This is a genomic window from Streptomyces sp. NPDC052396 (assembly GCF_044593195.1).
Lineage (GTDB): Bacteria > Actinomycetota > Actinomycetes > Streptomycetales > Streptomycetaceae > Streptomyces.
Window position 1 is genome coordinate 885,215 of sequence record NZ_JBIUAW010000001.1, and the last position, 16,272, is coordinate 901,486.

Genomic DNA, 16,272 nt, shown 5'->3' on the forward strand with positions numbered 1-16,272 from the left:
ACAACACCCGATGCTCCTCTCCAGCGTCCGGACGCGCTCATCGATCCAAGCCCCCACCTTTATGGGAGGGACGCGAATGTCCCGTGCCTCGGCACAGCAACAGAAGTCTCGAATACGTGGCAGAGCCCTGTCGGCCGCCGCGGTAGCGGCCGCGGCACTGGTGGCGATTCCCGCCGCCACCGCCAATGCCGCCACCCCGCAGGCGGGGACCGTCAAGGCCAAGCAGCTCAAGATCAGCATGCAGGCCCAGCAGAAGGACCAGTGGTGCTGGGCGGCCTCCGGCAACACCATCGCCGCCTACTTCCACAAGAAGTACAGCCAGAACCAGTTCTGCAACGCCGCCTGGCACCGCAAGCAGGGCACCAACTGCCCCAACAACCCGGCGTCCCTGGAGAACGACCAGAACGCCTTCAAGTGGATGCACCTGAAGCCGGGTTCGGTGTTCTACGGGTACCTGTACGGCAAGACGATCATTAACGAGATCAACGCCAACCGCCCGGTCGAGGCCCGTATCGGCTGGAAGTCCGGCGGCGGTCACATGCACGTCATCTACGGCTACGACCGGTCCAAGGGCGCGGTGTACTTCGGTGACCCGTGGCCGTCCAGCAGGCGCTACAACCGGGCCAACTACGACTGGTATGTGAACAACAGCCAGTTCGCCTGGACCCACTCGCTCTACCAGATCGGAAGGTGAGGTCATGACCGAGCGGACCAACTTCCGTAAGAACGCCTCCCGCGCGGCCGCCGCCTCGGCGCTGACCGCCGCCCTGCTGGGCGTGGCCCCGATGGCGCACGCCGCCGACGCGGTCCCGGCGCCGCCGAAGGCCACCGGCCTGTCCGCGGCCCATGACGCGGCCAGCGCGCCGTCGACCATCAGCGACCTGGCCGACTTCTTCGCCCACACCGCCGAGCAGAACGGCCAGGGCGGCGCGGCCGCCCCGGGCAAGCCGCACATCGAGGGTGCCTCGGTGCCGGTCTACACGCTGTCGCCCGACTTCGTGGCCGGCAAGAAGAACGTCCCGGTCGCCGGCCTGGACTTCGTGGCCACCAAGGCGGTCTCCGGTGACGGCCAGGCCGCCTCGGTGTGGACCGCGAGCACCGGCGGCAAGTGGGAGGTCGTCAACATCGCCTCCGGCGACGACGAGACCCGCTACGCGGCCGAGGGCAACGGCGGCACCGTCTTCCACGAGCCGCAGGTCAACGCCTGGTACGTGCTGCGTGGCGACCATGTGCAGCCGCTGAACAAGGACGCCGAGAAGGCGATCGGCGCCAAGGGCATGACGGTCAAGGCCTACCAGAACCGGGTCAACAAGGCCTACGGCGACAAGCTGCCCGGCTCCGACTACGCCAAGAAGGGCAAGGCCGGCGGTTACGCCGAGCCCACCGCCTCGGACAACGGCGGCTCCGGCAGCAGCCTGACGGCCCCGGCGGCCGCGACGGCCGGCGGCATCGCCGTCCTGGGCCTGGGCATGGTGGGCGTGCGCCGGCTCCGGCGCCGCTGATCACCACGTCTGATCACCCACGTCCCTGAGGGGACCCGGGGCCCCGGTGGCATCCGCCGCCGGGGCCCCCGGCTGTGCGGGGCGGCAGGACAATGGCGTTGTCAGTGCCCGCAAGTAGGGTGTGAGACATGGCCGACCCCAGCAGCTACCGACCCAAGCCGGGACAGATCCCCGACTCGCCGGGGGTCTACAAGTTCCGGGACGAACATGGCCGGGTGATCTACGTCGGGAAGGCGAAGAGTCTGCGCCAGCGGCTCTCCTCGTACTTCCAGGACCTCGCCGGGCTGCACCCGCGCACCCGCACCATGGTCACCACGGCCGCCTCCGTGGAGTGGACCGTGGTAGCCACCGAGGTCGAGGCGCTCCAGCTCGAATACTCCTGGATCAAGGAGTTCGACCCCCGCTTCAACGTCAAGTACCGCGACGACAAGAGCTATCCCTACCTCGCGGTCACCCTGAACGAGGAGTTCCCCCGGGTCCAGGTGATGCGCGGCGCCAAGAAGAAGGGCGTGCGCTACTTCGGGCCCTACGCCCATGCCTGGGCCATCCGCGAGACCGTCGATCTGATGCTGCGGGTCTTCCCGGTACGCACCTGCTCCGCCGGGGTGTTCAAGCGCTCCCACCAGATCGGCCGCCCCTGCCTGCTGGGCTATATCGGCAAGTGCTCCGCCCCCTGCGTCGGCCGGGTCAGCCCCGGGGAGCACCGCGAACTCGCCGAGGAATTCTGCGACTTCATGGCCGGACGCACCGGTGCGTACATCCGCCGTTTGGAACGTGCCATGCAGGATGCCGCCGAGGAGATGGAGTACGAGAAGGCGGCCCGGCTGCGCGACGACATAGCGGCGCTCAGACATGCCATGGAGAAGAACGCGGTCGTGCTGGCGGACGCCACCGACGCCGACCTGATCGCGGTCGCCGAGGACGAACTCGAAGCGGCCGTGCAGATCTTCCATGTGCGCGGCGGCCGGGTGCGCGGCCAGCGCGGCTGGGTCACCGACAGGGTGGAGGCGGTGGACACCGCCGGCCTGGTCGAGCACGCCCTGCAGCAGCTCTACGGAGAGGAGACCGGCGACGCGGTGCCCAAGGAGGTCCTGGTGCCCGCGCTGCCGGATCCGCCGGCCCCGGTCGCCGAGTGGCTGGCCGCCCGCCGTGGCTCCCGGGTCGATCTGCGCATCCCGCAGCGCGGCGACAAGAAGGACCTGATGGCCACCGTCCAGCGCAACGCCCAGCAGGCGCTGGCGCTGCACAAGACCAAGCGGGCCTCCGACCTGACCACCCGCTCCCGCGCCCTGGAGGAGATCGCCGAGGCCCTGGGCCTGGACTCGGCACCGCTGCGTGTCGAGTGCTTCGACATCTCCCACCTCCAGGGGCAGGACGTGGTCGCCTCGATGGTGGTCTTCGAGGACGGCCTGCCCCGCAAGAGCGAGTACCGCCGCTTCCAGATCAAGAGCTTCGAGGGCCAGGACGACGTCCGCTCCATGCATGAGGTGGTCGGCCGCCGCTTCCGCCGCTATCTGCAGGAGAAGCAGAAGACCGGCGAGTGGGAGGTGGCGGACGCTCCGGATGCCGCGGACGCGGCCGAAGAGTCGGCCCGCGACGACAACGGCCGCCCCAAGCGCTTCGCCTACCCGCCGCAGCTGGTGGTGGTCGACGGCGGCAAACCGCAGGTGGCCGCCGCCCGGCGGGCACTGGACGAGCTGGGCGTGGCCGATGTGGCGGTCTGCGGGCTGGCCAAGCGGCTGGAGGAGGTCTGGCTGCCGGACGAGGACGACCCGGTGGTCCTGCCCCGCACCAGCGAGGGCCTCTATCTGCTCCAGCGCGTCCGGGACGAGGCCCACCGCTTCGCCATCACCTACCAGCGCAGCAAGCGCGCCAAAGCGATCAAGGCCGGCCCGCTGGACGCGGTGCCCGGCCTGGGCGAAGCCCGCAAACAGACCTTGATCAAGCACTTCGGCTCGGTCAAGCGGCTGCGGGCGGCCACCGTCGAGCAGATCTGCGAGGTCCCCGGCATCGGCCGCAAGACCGCTGAGTCGATCATCGCGACACTCGCCCGGACCGCCCCGCCGGCACCGGCCGTCAACACCGCCACCGGCGAGATCATGGACGAGGGATGATGGGCATGACCAGAGAAAGACCGCATCGCACCCGCGGCGCGGTCCGTGAAACGGGGGACAACGGATGCACAGCGGTATGAGCGGTATGAACGAGAACGACCGAGATGGAGCAGCGGTGAGTACGGGCACGACGGCGGACGCGACCGGCGAGGCGGCGGGCATCCCCGAGCTGGTGATCATCTCCGGGATGTCGGGCGCGGGCCGCAGCACCGCCGCCAAGTGCCTGGAGGACCTCGGCTGGTTTGTGGTGGACAACCTGCCGCCCGCCCTGATCCCCACCATGGTCGACCTGGGCGCCCGCTCCCAGGGCAATGTGGCCCGGATCGCCGTGGTGGTGGACGTCCGCGGCCGGCGCTTCTTCGACAACCTCCGCGAATCGCTGGCCGACCTGGCCGCCAAGAAGGTCAAGCGCCGGGTGATCTTCCTGGAGGCGTCCGACGACGCCCTGGTGCGCCGCTTCGAGTCGGTGCGCCGCCCGCACCCGCTCCAGGGCTCCGGCCGCATCGTGGACGGCATCGCCGCCGAACGCGACCTGCTGCGCGAGCTGCGCGGCGACGCCGACCTGGTCATCGACACCTCCAGCCTCAATGTTCATGAGCTGCGCGCCAAGATGGACGCCCAGTTCGCGGGCGAGGAGGAGCCGGAGCTGCGCGCCACCGTGATGTCCTTCGGCTTCAAGTACGGCCTGCCGGTGGACGCCGACCTGGTGGTGGACTGCCGCTTCCTGCCCAACCCGCACTGGGTCCCGGAGCTGCGGCCCTTCACCGGCCTCAACGAGGAGGTCTCCGGCTATGTCTTCAACCAGCCCGGTGCCAAGGAGTTCCTGGACCGCTACACCGAGCTGCTCCAGCTGATCGCCGCCGGATACCGCCGGGAGGGCAAGCGCTATGTGACCATCGCGGTCGGCTGCACCGGCGGCAAGCACCGCTCGGTGGCCATGTCGGAGAAGCTCGCCCACCGTCTGGTCTCCGAGGGCGTGGAGACCGTCGTCGTCCACCGGGACATGGGGCGCGAGTGATCGCCCGCACGCCCCGGCTGCGCCGCGTCCGCCGCTTGGTCCCCGGCCGCGCCCGGGGTACCGAGCGGCGGGTACGCACCGGCGCCCAGCCCAAGGTCGTCGCCCTGGGCGGCGGCCGTGGGCTGTCCGCCTCGCTGGCCGCGCTGCGCCGGATCACCGGCGACCTCACCGCCGTGGTGACCGTCGCCGACGACGGCGGCTCCAGCGGCCGGCTGCGCGACGAGCTGGGCGTGCTCCCGCCCGGCGACCTGCGCAAGGCGCTGGCCGCGCTGTGCGGGGACGACGACTGGGGCCAGACCTGGGCCCGGGTCATCCAGCACCGCTTCACCAGCGAGGGCGAGATGCACGGCCACGCGGTCGGCAACCTGCTGATCGTGGCGCTCTGGGAACAGCTGGGCGACCCGGTCCAGGCCCTGGACCTGGTGGGCAAGCTGCTCGGCGCCCATGGCCGGGTGCTGCCCATGTCCGCGGTGCCGCTGGAGCTCCAGGCCCTGGTCCGGGGCCATGACCCGGCCCGCCCGGAGGAGGTGAGCACGGTCCGCGGCCAGGCCACCGTGGCGCTGACCCCCGGCGAGGTGCAGTCGGTGCATGTGGTGCCCGAGGACCCGCCGGCCGTCCCGGAGGCGGTCGCGGCGGTGCTGGACGCGGACTGGGTGGTGCTCGGCCCGGGCTCCTGGTTCTCCTCCGTAATCCCGCACCTGCTGGTGCCCGAGCTGCTGGAGGCCCTGCAGGTCACCAAGGCACGCCGGGTCCTCTCGCTCAATCTGGCGCCGCAGCCCGGCGAAACCGAGGGGTTCTCCCCGCAGCGTCATTTGGAGGTTTTGGCCCGACACGCCCCTAAACTCGCCCTGGACGTGGTGCTGGCCGACGAGGCCGCCGTGCCCGACCGGGAAAGCCTGTGCGATGCCGCCAAGCGGCTCGGCGGCACGGTCGAGCTGGCGCCGGTCGCCGCGCAGGGGAGTTCCGCGACGCACGACCCGGAGCTGTTGGCCGCCGCGTACGACCGTATTTTTCGGATGCATGGAAGGATCGGCCCATGGCGATGACGGCAGCGGTGAAGGACGAAATCTCCCGGCTCCCCGTCACCCGGACCTGCTGCCGGAAAGCGGAGGTCTCGGCGATCCTGCGGTTCGCGGGCGGGCTGCACCTGGTCAGCGGGCGCATTGTGATCGAGGCGGAGCTGGACACCGGGATCGCGGCCCGACGGCTGCGCAAGGACATCCTGGAGATCTTCGGGCATGCCTCCGACCTGGTGGTGATGGCCCCCGGCGGGCTGCGCCGCGGCAGCCGGTATGTGGTGCGGGTGGTGGCGGGCGGTGACCAGCTGGCCCGTCAGACCGGCCTGGTCGACGGCCGCGGCCGGCCGATCCGCGGGCTGCCGCCGCAGGTGGTCTCCGGCGCCACCTGTGATGCCGAGGCCGCCTGGCGGGGTGCGTTCCTGGCCCATGGCTCGCTGACCGAGCCGGGGCGTTCCTCCTCACTGGAGGTCACCTGCCCCGGCCCGGAGGCGGCGCTGGCCCTGGTCGGCGCGGCCCGGCGGCTGCAGATCGCGGCCAAGGCGCGCGAGGTGCGCGGCGTGGACCGGGTGGTGGTGCGGGATGGCGATGCCATCGGCGCGCTGCTGACCCGGCTGGGCGCCCATGAGTCCGTGCTGGCCTGGGAGGAGCGGCGGATGCGCCGCGAGGTACGGGCCACGGCCAACCGGCTCGCCAATTTCGATGACGCCAATCTGCGCCGGTCCGCGCGGGCGGCTGTCGCGGCCGGGGCGCGCGTGCAGCGCGCGCTGGAGATCCTCGGCGAGGAGGTGCCCGAGCACCTGGCGGCGGCGGGGCGGCTGCGGATGGAGCACAAGCAGGCCTCGCTGGAGGAGCTGGGCGCGCTGGCCGACCCGCCGCTGACCAAGGACGCGGTCGCCGGCCGGATCCGGCGGTTGCTGGCCATGGCCGACAAGAGGGCACAGGACCTGGGAATCCCGGGGACCGAGTCCAATCTGTCGGAGCTGGCGGATCTGCCGGATGACATGGTCGACGGGATGGTCAAGGGGATGGCGGGCTGACGCCGCCGGCGCCGGCCTCCACGCGGTTTTGTTTCCGGCCGCAGGCCGTCCGTGGCCGGTCGCGCCGTTCCCCGCGCCGCTGAGGGCGCGCCCGGTGAGGGAGCCCTGGCTCCAATGGCGCTATTGACACCCCGTACGCCCCTCGCGAGCCTGGCGGGCGTCGTAAGCCTGACGTGTCAGACCAGCCCAAGGGGGGCTCATGAGACGCAGAGCGCGAGCGGTCCTGGCGGCCGCTTCGCTGTTAGTCGGCGGCCTGGCGGCCGCACCCGCGACCCACGCACAACCGGCCGAGGACGGCGGTTCCCTCGTCGTCTGGCATGCGAAGATCACCCGCGCCCAGATCCCGCTGCTGCTCAAGGCGGGCGTGGACGGCGAGGAGCTGAACCAACGACCCGAGGGCACAAGGGCCGTTGAGGTCGAGCTCTATCTCACCCAGGCGCAAGCGCGGACGCTGCGCGGTGAGGGCGTACAGCTCACCGAGAAGAAGACGCCCCAGCGCACCCTGGCCCGGATCAAGGCCCAGGGGGACGGAGTCTTCCGCAGGTACGGCGGATCCGGCGGGCTCGAGCGGGAGATCGTTGACACGGGCCGGGCCCATCCCTCGCTGACCAAGGTGGTCAGCATCGGCAAGACCGTCAACGGCCAGGACATCCTGGCCCTCAAGCTCACCAAGAACGCCCGCCACAGCCATGACGGCGCCAAGCCCTCGGTGCTCTACCTGTCCAACCAGCACGCCCGGGAGTGGATCACGCCGGAGATGACCCGCCGGCTGATGCACTACTACCTGGACCGGTACGGCAAGGACCAGCGGATCACCAGGATCGTGGACTCCACCGAGCTGTGGTTCGTCCTCTCCGCCAACCCGGACGGCTACGACTACACCTTCCAGAGCCCTGCCACCCGGCTGTGGCGCAAGAACCTGCGCGACAACAACGGCGACGGGAAGATCGGCCCCGGTGACGGCGTCGACCTCAACCGCAACTTCCCCTACAAGTGGGGCTATGACAACGAGGGTTCGTCCCCGGACCCGTCCTCCGAGACCTACCGCGGCAAGAGCCCCGGCTCCGAGCCGGAGACCCGGGCGATGGACGCCTTCGAGAAACGCGTCCACTTCACCTATGCCGTCAACTACCACTCCGCCGCCGAGCTGTTGCTCTACGGCGTCGGCTGGCAGGTGGGCACCACCACCCCGGACGATGTGCTCTACCGGGCCCTGGCCGGCACTCCGCAGAAGTCCGCCATTCCCGGCTACCACCCGGAACTGTCCTCCGAGCTCTACACCACCAATGGCGAGGCGGACGGCCACGCGGCCAATGTCAATGGGACCTTGATGTTCACCCCGGAGATGTCGACCTGCCAGACGGCATCCGGCACGGACACCAGCGGCCGCTGGAAGCCGGCCGACTGCCCCTCGGTGTTCAACTTCCCCGATGACGAGAAGCTGATCCAGGCGGAGTTCACCAAGAACATCCCCTTTGCCCTGTCCGTCGCCGAGACCGCGCCGCATGCCGACCGTCCGTCCTCCTCGGTGGGCCTGGACGCGCCGGACTTCAGCCCGGACACCTTCAAGGACTCCTTCGCCCGCGGCGGCGACCAGCCGGTGGCCGTCACCGCCCGCAAGAGCCTGCGCGATAAGCGCCTCAACTACCGCATCGACGGCGGGCGTACGCACACCGCCCCGCTCAGGCCCTGGAAGGGCGGCAAGCGCTACGGCGGAAAGGACAACCTCCGCTTCGACCAGTACCGCGCCTCGGTCAGGGGTGCCCCCCAGGGGTCCAAGGTGCGGGTGTGGTTCACCGGCCGTACCGCCGAGGGCAGGTCCACCAGCAGTGAGCCCTTCACCTACACCGTGTGGCACCGGCCGCCGGCCGACACCCTGGTGATCGCGGACGAGGGCGGCCCGGGCCCGGCCCGGCAACTCACCGCCTACACCGAGGCGCTGGCGGCGGCCGGCCGCACGGCGGTGGTCTGGGACGTCGCCAGACAGGGCGCGCCCTCCGCGCTCGGGGTGCTCGGCCACTTCCGGACGGCGGTCTGGTACTCCGGTGCCGCCAACCGGCCCGGTGGCCAAACCCTCCTGGCGGTAAGGGACTTCGTCAACGAGGGCGGCAAGCTGATCGCCGCGGGAAAGCAGGCCGGCGGCAGCACCGAGATCGGGCCGGCCGACACCGATGACTTCAGCCAGTTCTATCTGGGCGCCGGCCGGCGCAGCGCGCTGGAGCGGCCCCAGCACTTCGCGGGCACCGGCAAACTGGCCGGAACCGGGGCCGATCTGGCCGACGCGCCCGGCAATCCGCTGGACCTGGCGGGCTCCTTCACCCCCACCTCCGAACTGCTCGACCCCCAGCACTTCCCGCAGTTCCGCAGCGCGGCCGCCGGCGACTACCCCGGGCTGCGCACCGCCTTCGAGCCCTACCAGGGCGACTGGATGGCGGCCGCCAAACACCAGGACAACGCCTGGATGCGGCTGTCCCGCACCATCGACCTGAGCGGGGCCCGGGCCGCGGACAAGCCGGCCCTCGGCTTCAAGCTGAGCTACGGCACCGAGCCGGGCTATGACAATGTGGTGGTCGAGGCGCACACCGTCGGCCAGGACGACTGGACCACGCTGCCCGACGCCAACGGCGGTACGGCCACCGAGACGCCCACCGGCTGCGGCGACGGCACCCTGGTCAAGCTGCACCCCTTCCTGGCCCACTACCTCACCGTCACCGAGGGCAAGTGTCTGGCCAAGGGAACCTCGGGCGGCTGGAACCGGTTCACCGGCACCTCCAACGGCTGGCACCCGGTCTCCTTCGACCTGAGCGCCTATGCCGGGAAGAAGGTGGAGGTGGCCGTCTCCTACATCACCGACCCCGGCACCGGCGGCCCTGGTGTCTTTGTGGACGAGGCCGCGGTGACCTCGGGTGGCCACAGCGAGCCGGCCGAGGGTTTCGAGAGCTCGCTGGGCGCCTGGACGGTGCCCGGACCGCCGGCCGGCAGCCCCGGGAACACCGGCGACTGGGCCCGTTCCCAGACGCTGGGTCACTCCTTGGCCGCCATCACCACCGCCGACACCGTGCTGTTCGGCTTCGGCCTGGAGCAGATCCGGGACCCGCGGCAGCGGGCGGATGTCCTGCGCGCCGCGCTGCGTGCCGTGCACAGCTGATTGGCCCCGCGCTCACCGGTGCATACGCCCTGGTCCGTGCCCTCGTCAAGAGAAAGCGGGCCAGAGCAGCCAATGTCACGTCCCCCTCCGGTTGGAGGTAGGGTCGGTGGTGGTCGGGGACATCCCATACAGCCGCCGGTGAGCAGACCGGCACACCAACGAGGAGATCGGTTCGTGACGATCCGCGTAGGCATCAACGGCTTTGGCCGTATCGGTCGTAACTACTTCCGCGCGCTCCTTGAGCAGGGTGCGGACATCGAGATCGTCGGTGTCAACGACCTGACCGACAACGCCACTCTGGTCCACCTGCTCAAGTACGACACCATCCTGGGTCGTCTGCAGCACGAGGTCAGCCACACCGACGACACGATCACCGTCGGCAACCAGACCTTCAAGACGCTCGCCGAGCGCGACCCCGCGAACCTGCCGTGGGGCGAGCTGGGCGCGGACATCGTCATCGAGTCCACCGGCATCTTCACCAAGCGCGAGGACGCCGCCAAGCACCTGGCCGCCGGCGCCAAGAAGGTCCTGATCTCCGCGCCCGCCAAGGGCGAGGACATCACCATTGTCATGGGTGTCAACCAGGACAAGTACGACGCGGCCAACCACCACGTCATCTCCAACGCTTCCTGCACCACCAACTGTGTGGCGCCGATGGCCAAGGTTCTGGACGAGAGCTTCGGCATCGTCAAGGGCATGATGACGACGGTCCACGCGTACACCAACGACCAGCGCATCCTGGACTTCCCGCACAGCGACCTGCGCCGGGCCCGCGCCGCCGCGCAGAACATCATCCCGACCTCCACCGGTGCCGCCAAGGCCACCGCCCTGGTCCTCCCGCAGCTCAAGGGCAAGCTGGACGGCATCGCCATGCGCGTCCCGGTCCCCACCGGCTCGGTCACCGACCTGGTGCTGGAGCTGGACCGTGAGGTCACCAAGGAAGAGATCAACGCCGCCTTCCAGAAGGCCGCCGAGGGCGAGCTCAAGGGCATCCTGGAGTACACCGAGGACCCGATCGTCTCCTCGGACATCGTCAACTGGCCGGCTTCCTGCACCTTCGACTCCCAGCTGACCATGGCCCAGGGCAAGCAGGTCAAGGTCGTCGGCTGGTACGACAATGAGTGGGGCTACTCCAACCGCCTGGTGGACCTGACCGTCTTCGTCGGCGGCCAGCTCTGATCTCCCGGTTGTGACAACGGGGCTCGTGCGACGTGAGCGAACGTCGCCCGGGCCCCGTCTCATGACCGGCCCCTACGGACGTCACGGAGTCACTGCATGAAGACGATCGACGAACTCATCGAGGGCGGTGTCGAGGGCCGGCGGGTCTTTGTCCGCGCCGACCTGAACGTGCCGCTCGAGGGCACCTCCATCACGGACGACGGCCGGATCCGCGCCGTCGCGCCGACGATCGCCAGGCTCGCCGAGGCGGGCGCCAAGGTGATCGTCGCCTCCCACCTGGGCCGTCCCAAGGGCGCCCCGGACCCTCAGTTCTCCCTGGCGCCGGTCGCACAGCGGCTCGGCGGGATCCTGGGCAGAAACGTCTCGTTCGCCACCGACACGGTCGGTGACAGCGCGAAGGCCACCGTCGCCGCACTGGCGAACGGCGAGGTCACGCTGCTGGAGAACCTCCGTTTCAACGCGGGCGAGACCAGCAAGGACGACGCGGAGCGCGGCGCGTTCGCCGACGCGCTGGCGTCGCTGGCCGATGTGTATGTGGGCGACGGCTTCGGCGCCGTGCACCGCAAGCACGCCTCGGTCTTCGACCTCCCGGCCCGGCTCCCGCACGCCGCGGGTGACCTGATCGCCACCGAGGTCGGTGTCCTGAAGAAGCTCACCGAGGACGTCCGGCGGCCCTATGTGGTCGTGCTGGGCGGCGCCAAGGTCTCCGACAAGCTGGGCGTCATCGACAACCTGCTGAAGAAGGCCGACCGCATCCTCATCGGCGGCGGTATGTCGTACACCTTCCTGGCCGCCAAGGGCCATGAGGTCGGCATCTCGCTGCTCCAGGAGGACCAGAAGGCCAGGTGCCTGGAGTACCTGGCCGAGGCCGAGAAGCGCGGTGTGGAGTTCGTCCTCCCCGTCGACGTCCTGGTCTCCGCCGACTTCCCGGACCTGAAGACCAAGGCCCCGGCCAACCCCGAGGTCGTCTCCTCGGACGCCATCCCGGCGGACAAGGAGGGCCTGGACATCGGGCCCAAGACCCGTGAGCTGTACGCGGCCAAGCTGGCCGACGCGGGCACCGTGTTCTGGAACGGCCCGATGGGCGTCTTCGAGCACCCCGACTACGCCAACGGCACCAAGGCCGTCGCCCAGGGCCTGCTCGACAGCCCCGCCTTCACCGTCGTCGGCGGCGGCGACTCGGCCGCGGCCGTGCGCCTGCTGGGCTTCGACGAGAACGCCTTCGGCCACATCTCGACCGGTGGCGGCGCCAGCCTCGAGTACCTCGAGGGCAAGACGCTCCCCGGCCTCGCCGCACTGGAGGACTGAACCACCGTGACCAACCGCACGCCCCTGATGGCGGGCAACTGGAAGATGAACCTCAACCACCTTGAGGCCATCGCCCACGTCCAGAAGCTCGCCTTCGCCCTCACGGACAAGGACTTCGACGCCGTCGAGGTCGCCGTACTCCCCCCGTTCACCGATCTGCGCTCGGTGCAGACCCTGGTCGACGGCGACAAGCTCAAGATCAAGTACGGCGCCCAGGACCTCTCGGCGTACGACTCCGGTGCCTACACCGGCGAGATCTCCGGCGCCATGCTGGCCAAGCTCCACTGCTCCTATGTGGCCGTGGGTCACTCCGAGCGCCGTCAGTACCACAACGAGACGGACGAGCTCTGCAACGCCAAGGTCAAGGCCGCCTTCCGGCATGGCCTGACCCCCATCCTGTGCGTGGGCGAGGGCCTGGAGGTCCGCAAGGCGGGCAACCAGGTCGCGTACACCCTGGCCCAGATCGACGGCGGCCTGAAGGACATCCCGGCCGAGCAGGCCGAGACCATTGTGATCGCCTATGAGCCGGTGTGGGCCATCGGCACCGGCGAGGTGGCCACCCCCGAGGACGCCCAGGAGGTCTGCGGGGCGATCCGCGGCCGCCTGGCCGAGCTCTACAGCCAGGAGCTGGCCGACAAGGTCCGCATCCAGTACGGCGGCTCGGTCAAGTCCGGCAATGTCGCGGCGATCATGGCCCAGCCCGATGTGGACGGCGCTCTGGTGGGCGGCGCGGCGCTGGATGCGGAGGAGTTCGTCAAGATCGTCCGGTTCCGCGACCAGTAGTGGTATGACGACGGGCGCGGTCCGTCGTACCCTGTCGGGGCCGGGAGCGGTGCGTGCACCGGGACCGGCCCCGCAGCGTTGTTCACCTTCAGTCAGTCCGGTTCAGTCAGTCCGAGAGAGTTGGTCCAGCCGTGGTCATCGGGTTCTCGATCGCCCTCATCATCTTCAGCGCGCTGCTGATGATGCTGGTGCTCATGCACAAGGGGAAGGGCGGCGGTCTGTCCGACATGTTCGGCGGCGGCATGCAGTCCTCCGTCGGCGGCTCCTCGGTCGCCGAGCGCAACCTGGACCGGATCACCGTGGTGGTCGGTCTGCTGTGGTTCGCCTGCATTGTGGTGCTGGGTCTGCTGATGAAGCTCAAGAGCTGACGTACCGTCGTGGACGCGGCCTATGATGGGGGTTCGCGTTCTGCGGCCGGGCGGTAACTCCTGCCACTGGACGCGCGTTGGGCCTTACACAGACTGAGGCGCCCGCAGCGGAGCGGACTGTCCCGTTCCGCGGCACTCATGCAGGGAGTTACAACCGTGGCAAGTGGCAACGCGATCCGAGGAAGCCGGGTCGGGGCGGGGCCGATGGGGGAGGCCGAGCGGGGCGAGTCCGCACCGCGCCTCCGCATCTCCTTCTGGTGCTCCAACGGGCACGAGACACAGCCCAGCTTCGCCAGCGACGCACAGGTGCCGGACACCTGGGACTGCCCGCGCTGCGGCTTCCCGGCCGGCCAGGACCGGGACAACCCCCCGGACCCGCCGCGCACCGAGCCTTACAAGACCCACCTCGCCTATGTCCGGGAGCGGCGCAGCGACGCCGACGGCGAGGCGATCCTCGCCGAGGCGCTGGCCAAGCTCCGCGGCGAGATCTGAGCAGAGCCGTCCGGCCCGGCCGGAGGATGACTTCCTCCGGCCGGGCCGGACGCCTTTTGTCCGCTGCCGCCTTTTGCCCGTCAGCTGAGGCCCCTTATAGGGAAGTTGCCCGAGGCCGTTGTCAGTGGCCGCCGCTACGGTCGTGAGGCAAGGGGAGACGACCGGCGGGGGGACCGATGGGTGCTGCCGTCGGCGGTGATGCCTCCCTGCCGCCGCGTCGCGTTTCGGGTGCGGGCCGTCCGGGGCTGGTCGCGCAGTTCCCCGCGCCCCTTACGGGGCGCCGAAGCAGCCTGGCCGCCGCGGCCCTCGCCCTGGGTGCCTTCGGCTGTGCCGGGATGATCTGGAGCGTCACCGAGGTCACGCTGATGCAGCAGCGCAGTCCGGTGGAGACGATCGGCCGGATCAGTTCCGCCTCCCGGATCCTGGCGCGCCGGCACTGCTGCCGGGTGCCCCGTCAGGGGCGCGGGGAACCGCGTGACCAGCCACAGTTGACCCGCGGTCGCAATGACCCCCCTGACCGGTGGAGCGCGGGGCTCGGCGCTCGCCGGGGCCGCTGATCCTTTAGGTTGGTGAGTGGCGAGGGAGCTACGAGAAGAAGTGGGCTGATGTCCGAGATGAACGCAGAAGGCCGTGGCCGGCTCGACCGCCTGCCGGAGTGGAACGCACTGGCCAAGCACCGCGAGGAGCTGGGGGAGGTGCACCTGCGGCAGCTGTTCGCCGATGACCCGCGGCGGGCCGAGAAGTACACGCTCACCGTGGGCGATCTGCACCTGGACTACTCAAAGCATCTGGTCACCGATGAGACCCTGCGGCTGCTGCGCGAGCTGGCGGCCGCCACCGGGGTGACCGAGCTGCGGGACGCCATGTTCCGCGGTGAGAAGATCAACACCACCGAGAACCGGTCGGTGCTGCACACCGCGCTGCGCGCCCCGGAGTCCGCGGTGGTGCGCTCCGACGGGGAGAATGTGATCCCCGCGGTGCACGCGGTGCTGATGAAGATGCAGGTGTTCACCGACCGGGTGCGCTCGGGCGACTGGCGGGGCCACACCGGCAAGCGGATCAGGAACATCGTCAATATCGGTATCGGCGGCTCCGACCTGGGCCCGGCGATGGCCTATGAGGCGCTGCGCGCCTACACCGCCCGGGATATGACGTTCCGTTTCGTCTCCAATGTGGACGGGGCGGATCTGCACGAGGCGGTCCGGGACCTGGATCCGGCGGAGACGCTGTTTATCGTCGCCTCCAAGACCTTCACCACCATTGAGACCATCACCAACGCCATCTCCGCCCGGCAGTGGCTGCTGGCCGGTCTGGGCGCCGGTGACGAGGCGGTGGCCAAGCACTTTGTGGCGCTGTCCACCAATGAGCAGAAGGTCGCCGAGTTCGGCATCGACACCAACAACATGTTCGAGTTCTGGGACTGGGTCGGTGGCCGCTACTCCTATGACTCGGCCATCGGGCTGTCGCTGATGATCGCCATCGGCCCGGACCGGTTCCGCGAGATGCTGGCCGGTTTCCACCTGGTCGACGAGCACTTCCGCTGTGCGCCGCTGGAGGAGAACGCTCCGCTGCTGCTCGGTCTGCTGGGCGTCTGGTACGGCAACTTCCATGATGCGCAGTCGCACGTGGTGCTGCCGTACAGCCACTATTTGTCCAAGTTCACCGCATATCTCCAGCAGTTGGACATGGAGTCCAACGGCAAGTCGGTGGACCGCGAGGGCCGACCGGTCAACTGGCAGACCGGGCCGGTGGTCTGGGGCACGCCGGGCACCAACGGGCAGCACGCGTACTACCAGTTGATCCACCAGGGGACCAAGCTGATCCCCGCGGACCTGATCGGGTTCGCCCGCCCGGTGGCCGACCTGGAGCCGGGACTGGTGGCCCAGCACGATCTGCTGATGGCCAATCTGTTCGCCCAGGGGCAGGCGCTGGCCTTCGGTAAGACGCCGGAGGAGGTGGCGGCGGAGGGCGTGCCGGCGGAGCTGGTCCCGCACAAGACGTTCAAGGGTAACCGGCCCACCACCACGATCCTGGCGAGTGAGCTCTCGCCTTCCGTGCTGGGGCAGTTGATCGCGCTCTATGAGCACAAGGTGTTTGTGCAGGGCGCGGTGTGGAACATCGATTCCTTCGACCAGTGGGGGGTTGAGCTGGGGAAGGTGCTGGCGAAGCGGGTTGAGCCGGCGCTGACGGAGGGTGCGGAGGTGCCGGGGCTCGACGCGTCGACTGCTGGGCTCGTCGCGCGTTACCGCGAGCTGCGGGGCCGTAGCTGATCAATGGCTGAGCCCCGGAGGCGCATTGCGCTTC

14 protein-coding genes are annotated in these 16,272 nt (G+C 69.8%); all 14 read left to right on the top strand.

Features of this window, described 5'->3' with window-relative positions:
• Window positions 1-76: 76 nt before the first annotated feature.
• The 14 genes from ACIHFE_RS04280 (at window position 77) to pgi (ending at window position 16,238) form a co-directional block, all read left to right on the top strand.
• Window positions 77-694 carry a papain-like cysteine protease family protein gene (locus tag ACIHFE_RS04280; protein ID WP_400104230.1) on the top strand — a complete coding sequence of 206 codons (618 nt, stop codon included), beginning with the start codon at window positions 77-79 and terminating at the stop codon, window positions 692-694.
• 4 nt (window positions 695-698) lie between these two features.
• Window positions 699-1,502 carry a hypothetical protein gene (locus tag ACIHFE_RS04285; protein WP_400104231.1) on the top strand — a complete coding sequence of 268 codons (804 nt, stop codon included), beginning with the start codon at window positions 699-701 and terminating at the stop codon, window positions 1,500-1,502.
• A gap of 128 nt (window positions 1,503-1,630) precedes the next feature.
• Complete coding sequence (gene uvrC, locus ACIHFE_RS04290; RefSeq protein ID WP_400104232.1) at window positions 1,631-3,616, top strand: excinuclease ABC subunit UvrC; 1,986 nt, start codon at window positions 1,631-1,633, stop codon at window positions 3,614-3,616.
• 85 nt (window positions 3,617-3,701) lie between these two features.
• The gene (gene rapZ, locus ACIHFE_RS04295) at window positions 3,702-4,634 is read left to right on the top strand and encodes an RNase adapter RapZ (RefSeq protein ID WP_400104410.1); all 933 of its coding nucleotides are present in this window, start codon (window positions 3,702-3,704) and stop codon (window positions 4,632-4,634) included.
• Entirely contained in the window at window positions 4,631-5,680 is a 1,050-nt protein-coding gene (yvcK, locus tag ACIHFE_RS04300) for a uridine diphosphate-N-acetylglucosamine-binding protein YvcK (RefSeq protein ID WP_400104233.1), read from the top strand. The genes rapZ and yvcK overlap by 4 nt, the downstream gene beginning before the upstream one ends.
• Window positions 5,671-6,690: a DNA-binding protein WhiA gene (gene whiA / locus ACIHFE_RS04305; RefSeq protein WP_400104234.1), complete on the top strand. Its 1,020-nt coding sequence runs from the start codon at window positions 5,671-5,673 to the stop codon at window positions 6,688-6,690. Before yvcK ends, whiA begins: the two co-directional genes overlap by 10 nt.
• Window positions 6,691-6,889: 199 nt before the next feature.
• Window positions 6,890-9,838 (top strand): M14 family zinc carboxypeptidase, encoded by a 2,949-nt coding sequence (locus ACIHFE_RS04310; protein ID WP_400104235.1) that lies wholly within the window; start codon window positions 6,890-6,892, stop codon window positions 9,836-9,838.
• A 174-nt stretch (window positions 9,839-10,012) separates the two neighbouring features.
• On the top strand, window positions 10,013-11,017 hold the full coding sequence (gene gap, locus ACIHFE_RS04315; protein ID WP_400104236.1) for a type I glyceraldehyde-3-phosphate dehydrogenase: 1,005 nt from the start codon (window positions 10,013-10,015) through the stop codon (window positions 11,015-11,017).
• 96 nt (window positions 11,018-11,113) lie between these two features.
• Window positions 11,114-12,325, top strand: coding sequence for a phosphoglycerate kinase (locus ACIHFE_RS04320; RefSeq protein ID WP_400104237.1), 1,212 nt, complete (start codon window positions 11,114-11,116; stop codon window positions 12,323-12,325).
• Between the two features lie 6 nt (window positions 12,326-12,331).
• Window positions 12,332-13,108: a triose-phosphate isomerase gene (gene tpiA, locus ACIHFE_RS04325; RefSeq protein WP_400104238.1), complete on the top strand. Its 777-nt coding sequence runs from the start codon at window positions 12,332-12,334 to the stop codon at window positions 13,106-13,108.
• 131 nt (window positions 13,109-13,239) lie between these two features.
• On the top strand, window positions 13,240-13,476 hold the full coding sequence (gene secG, locus ACIHFE_RS04330) for a preprotein translocase subunit SecG (RefSeq protein WP_193553323.1): 237 nt from the start codon (window positions 13,240-13,242) through the stop codon (window positions 13,474-13,476).
• Between the two features lie 156 nt (window positions 13,477-13,632).
• Window positions 13,633-13,968 carry an RNA polymerase-binding protein RbpA gene (locus tag ACIHFE_RS04335; RefSeq protein ID WP_003957010.1) on the top strand — a complete coding sequence of 112 codons (336 nt, stop codon included), beginning with the start codon at window positions 13,633-13,635 and terminating at the stop codon, window positions 13,966-13,968.
• A gap of 176 nt (window positions 13,969-14,144) precedes the next feature.
• Entirely contained in the window at window positions 14,145-14,525 is a 381-nt protein-coding gene (locus ACIHFE_RS04340; RefSeq protein ID WP_400104239.1) for a hypothetical protein, read from the top strand.
• Window positions 14,526-14,582: 57 nt separating this feature from the next.
• Window positions 14,583-16,238, top strand: coding sequence for a glucose-6-phosphate isomerase (gene pgi / locus ACIHFE_RS04345; protein WP_400104411.1), 1,656 nt, complete (start codon window positions 14,583-14,585; stop codon window positions 16,236-16,238).
• Window positions 16,239-16,272: the final 34 nt, after the last annotated feature.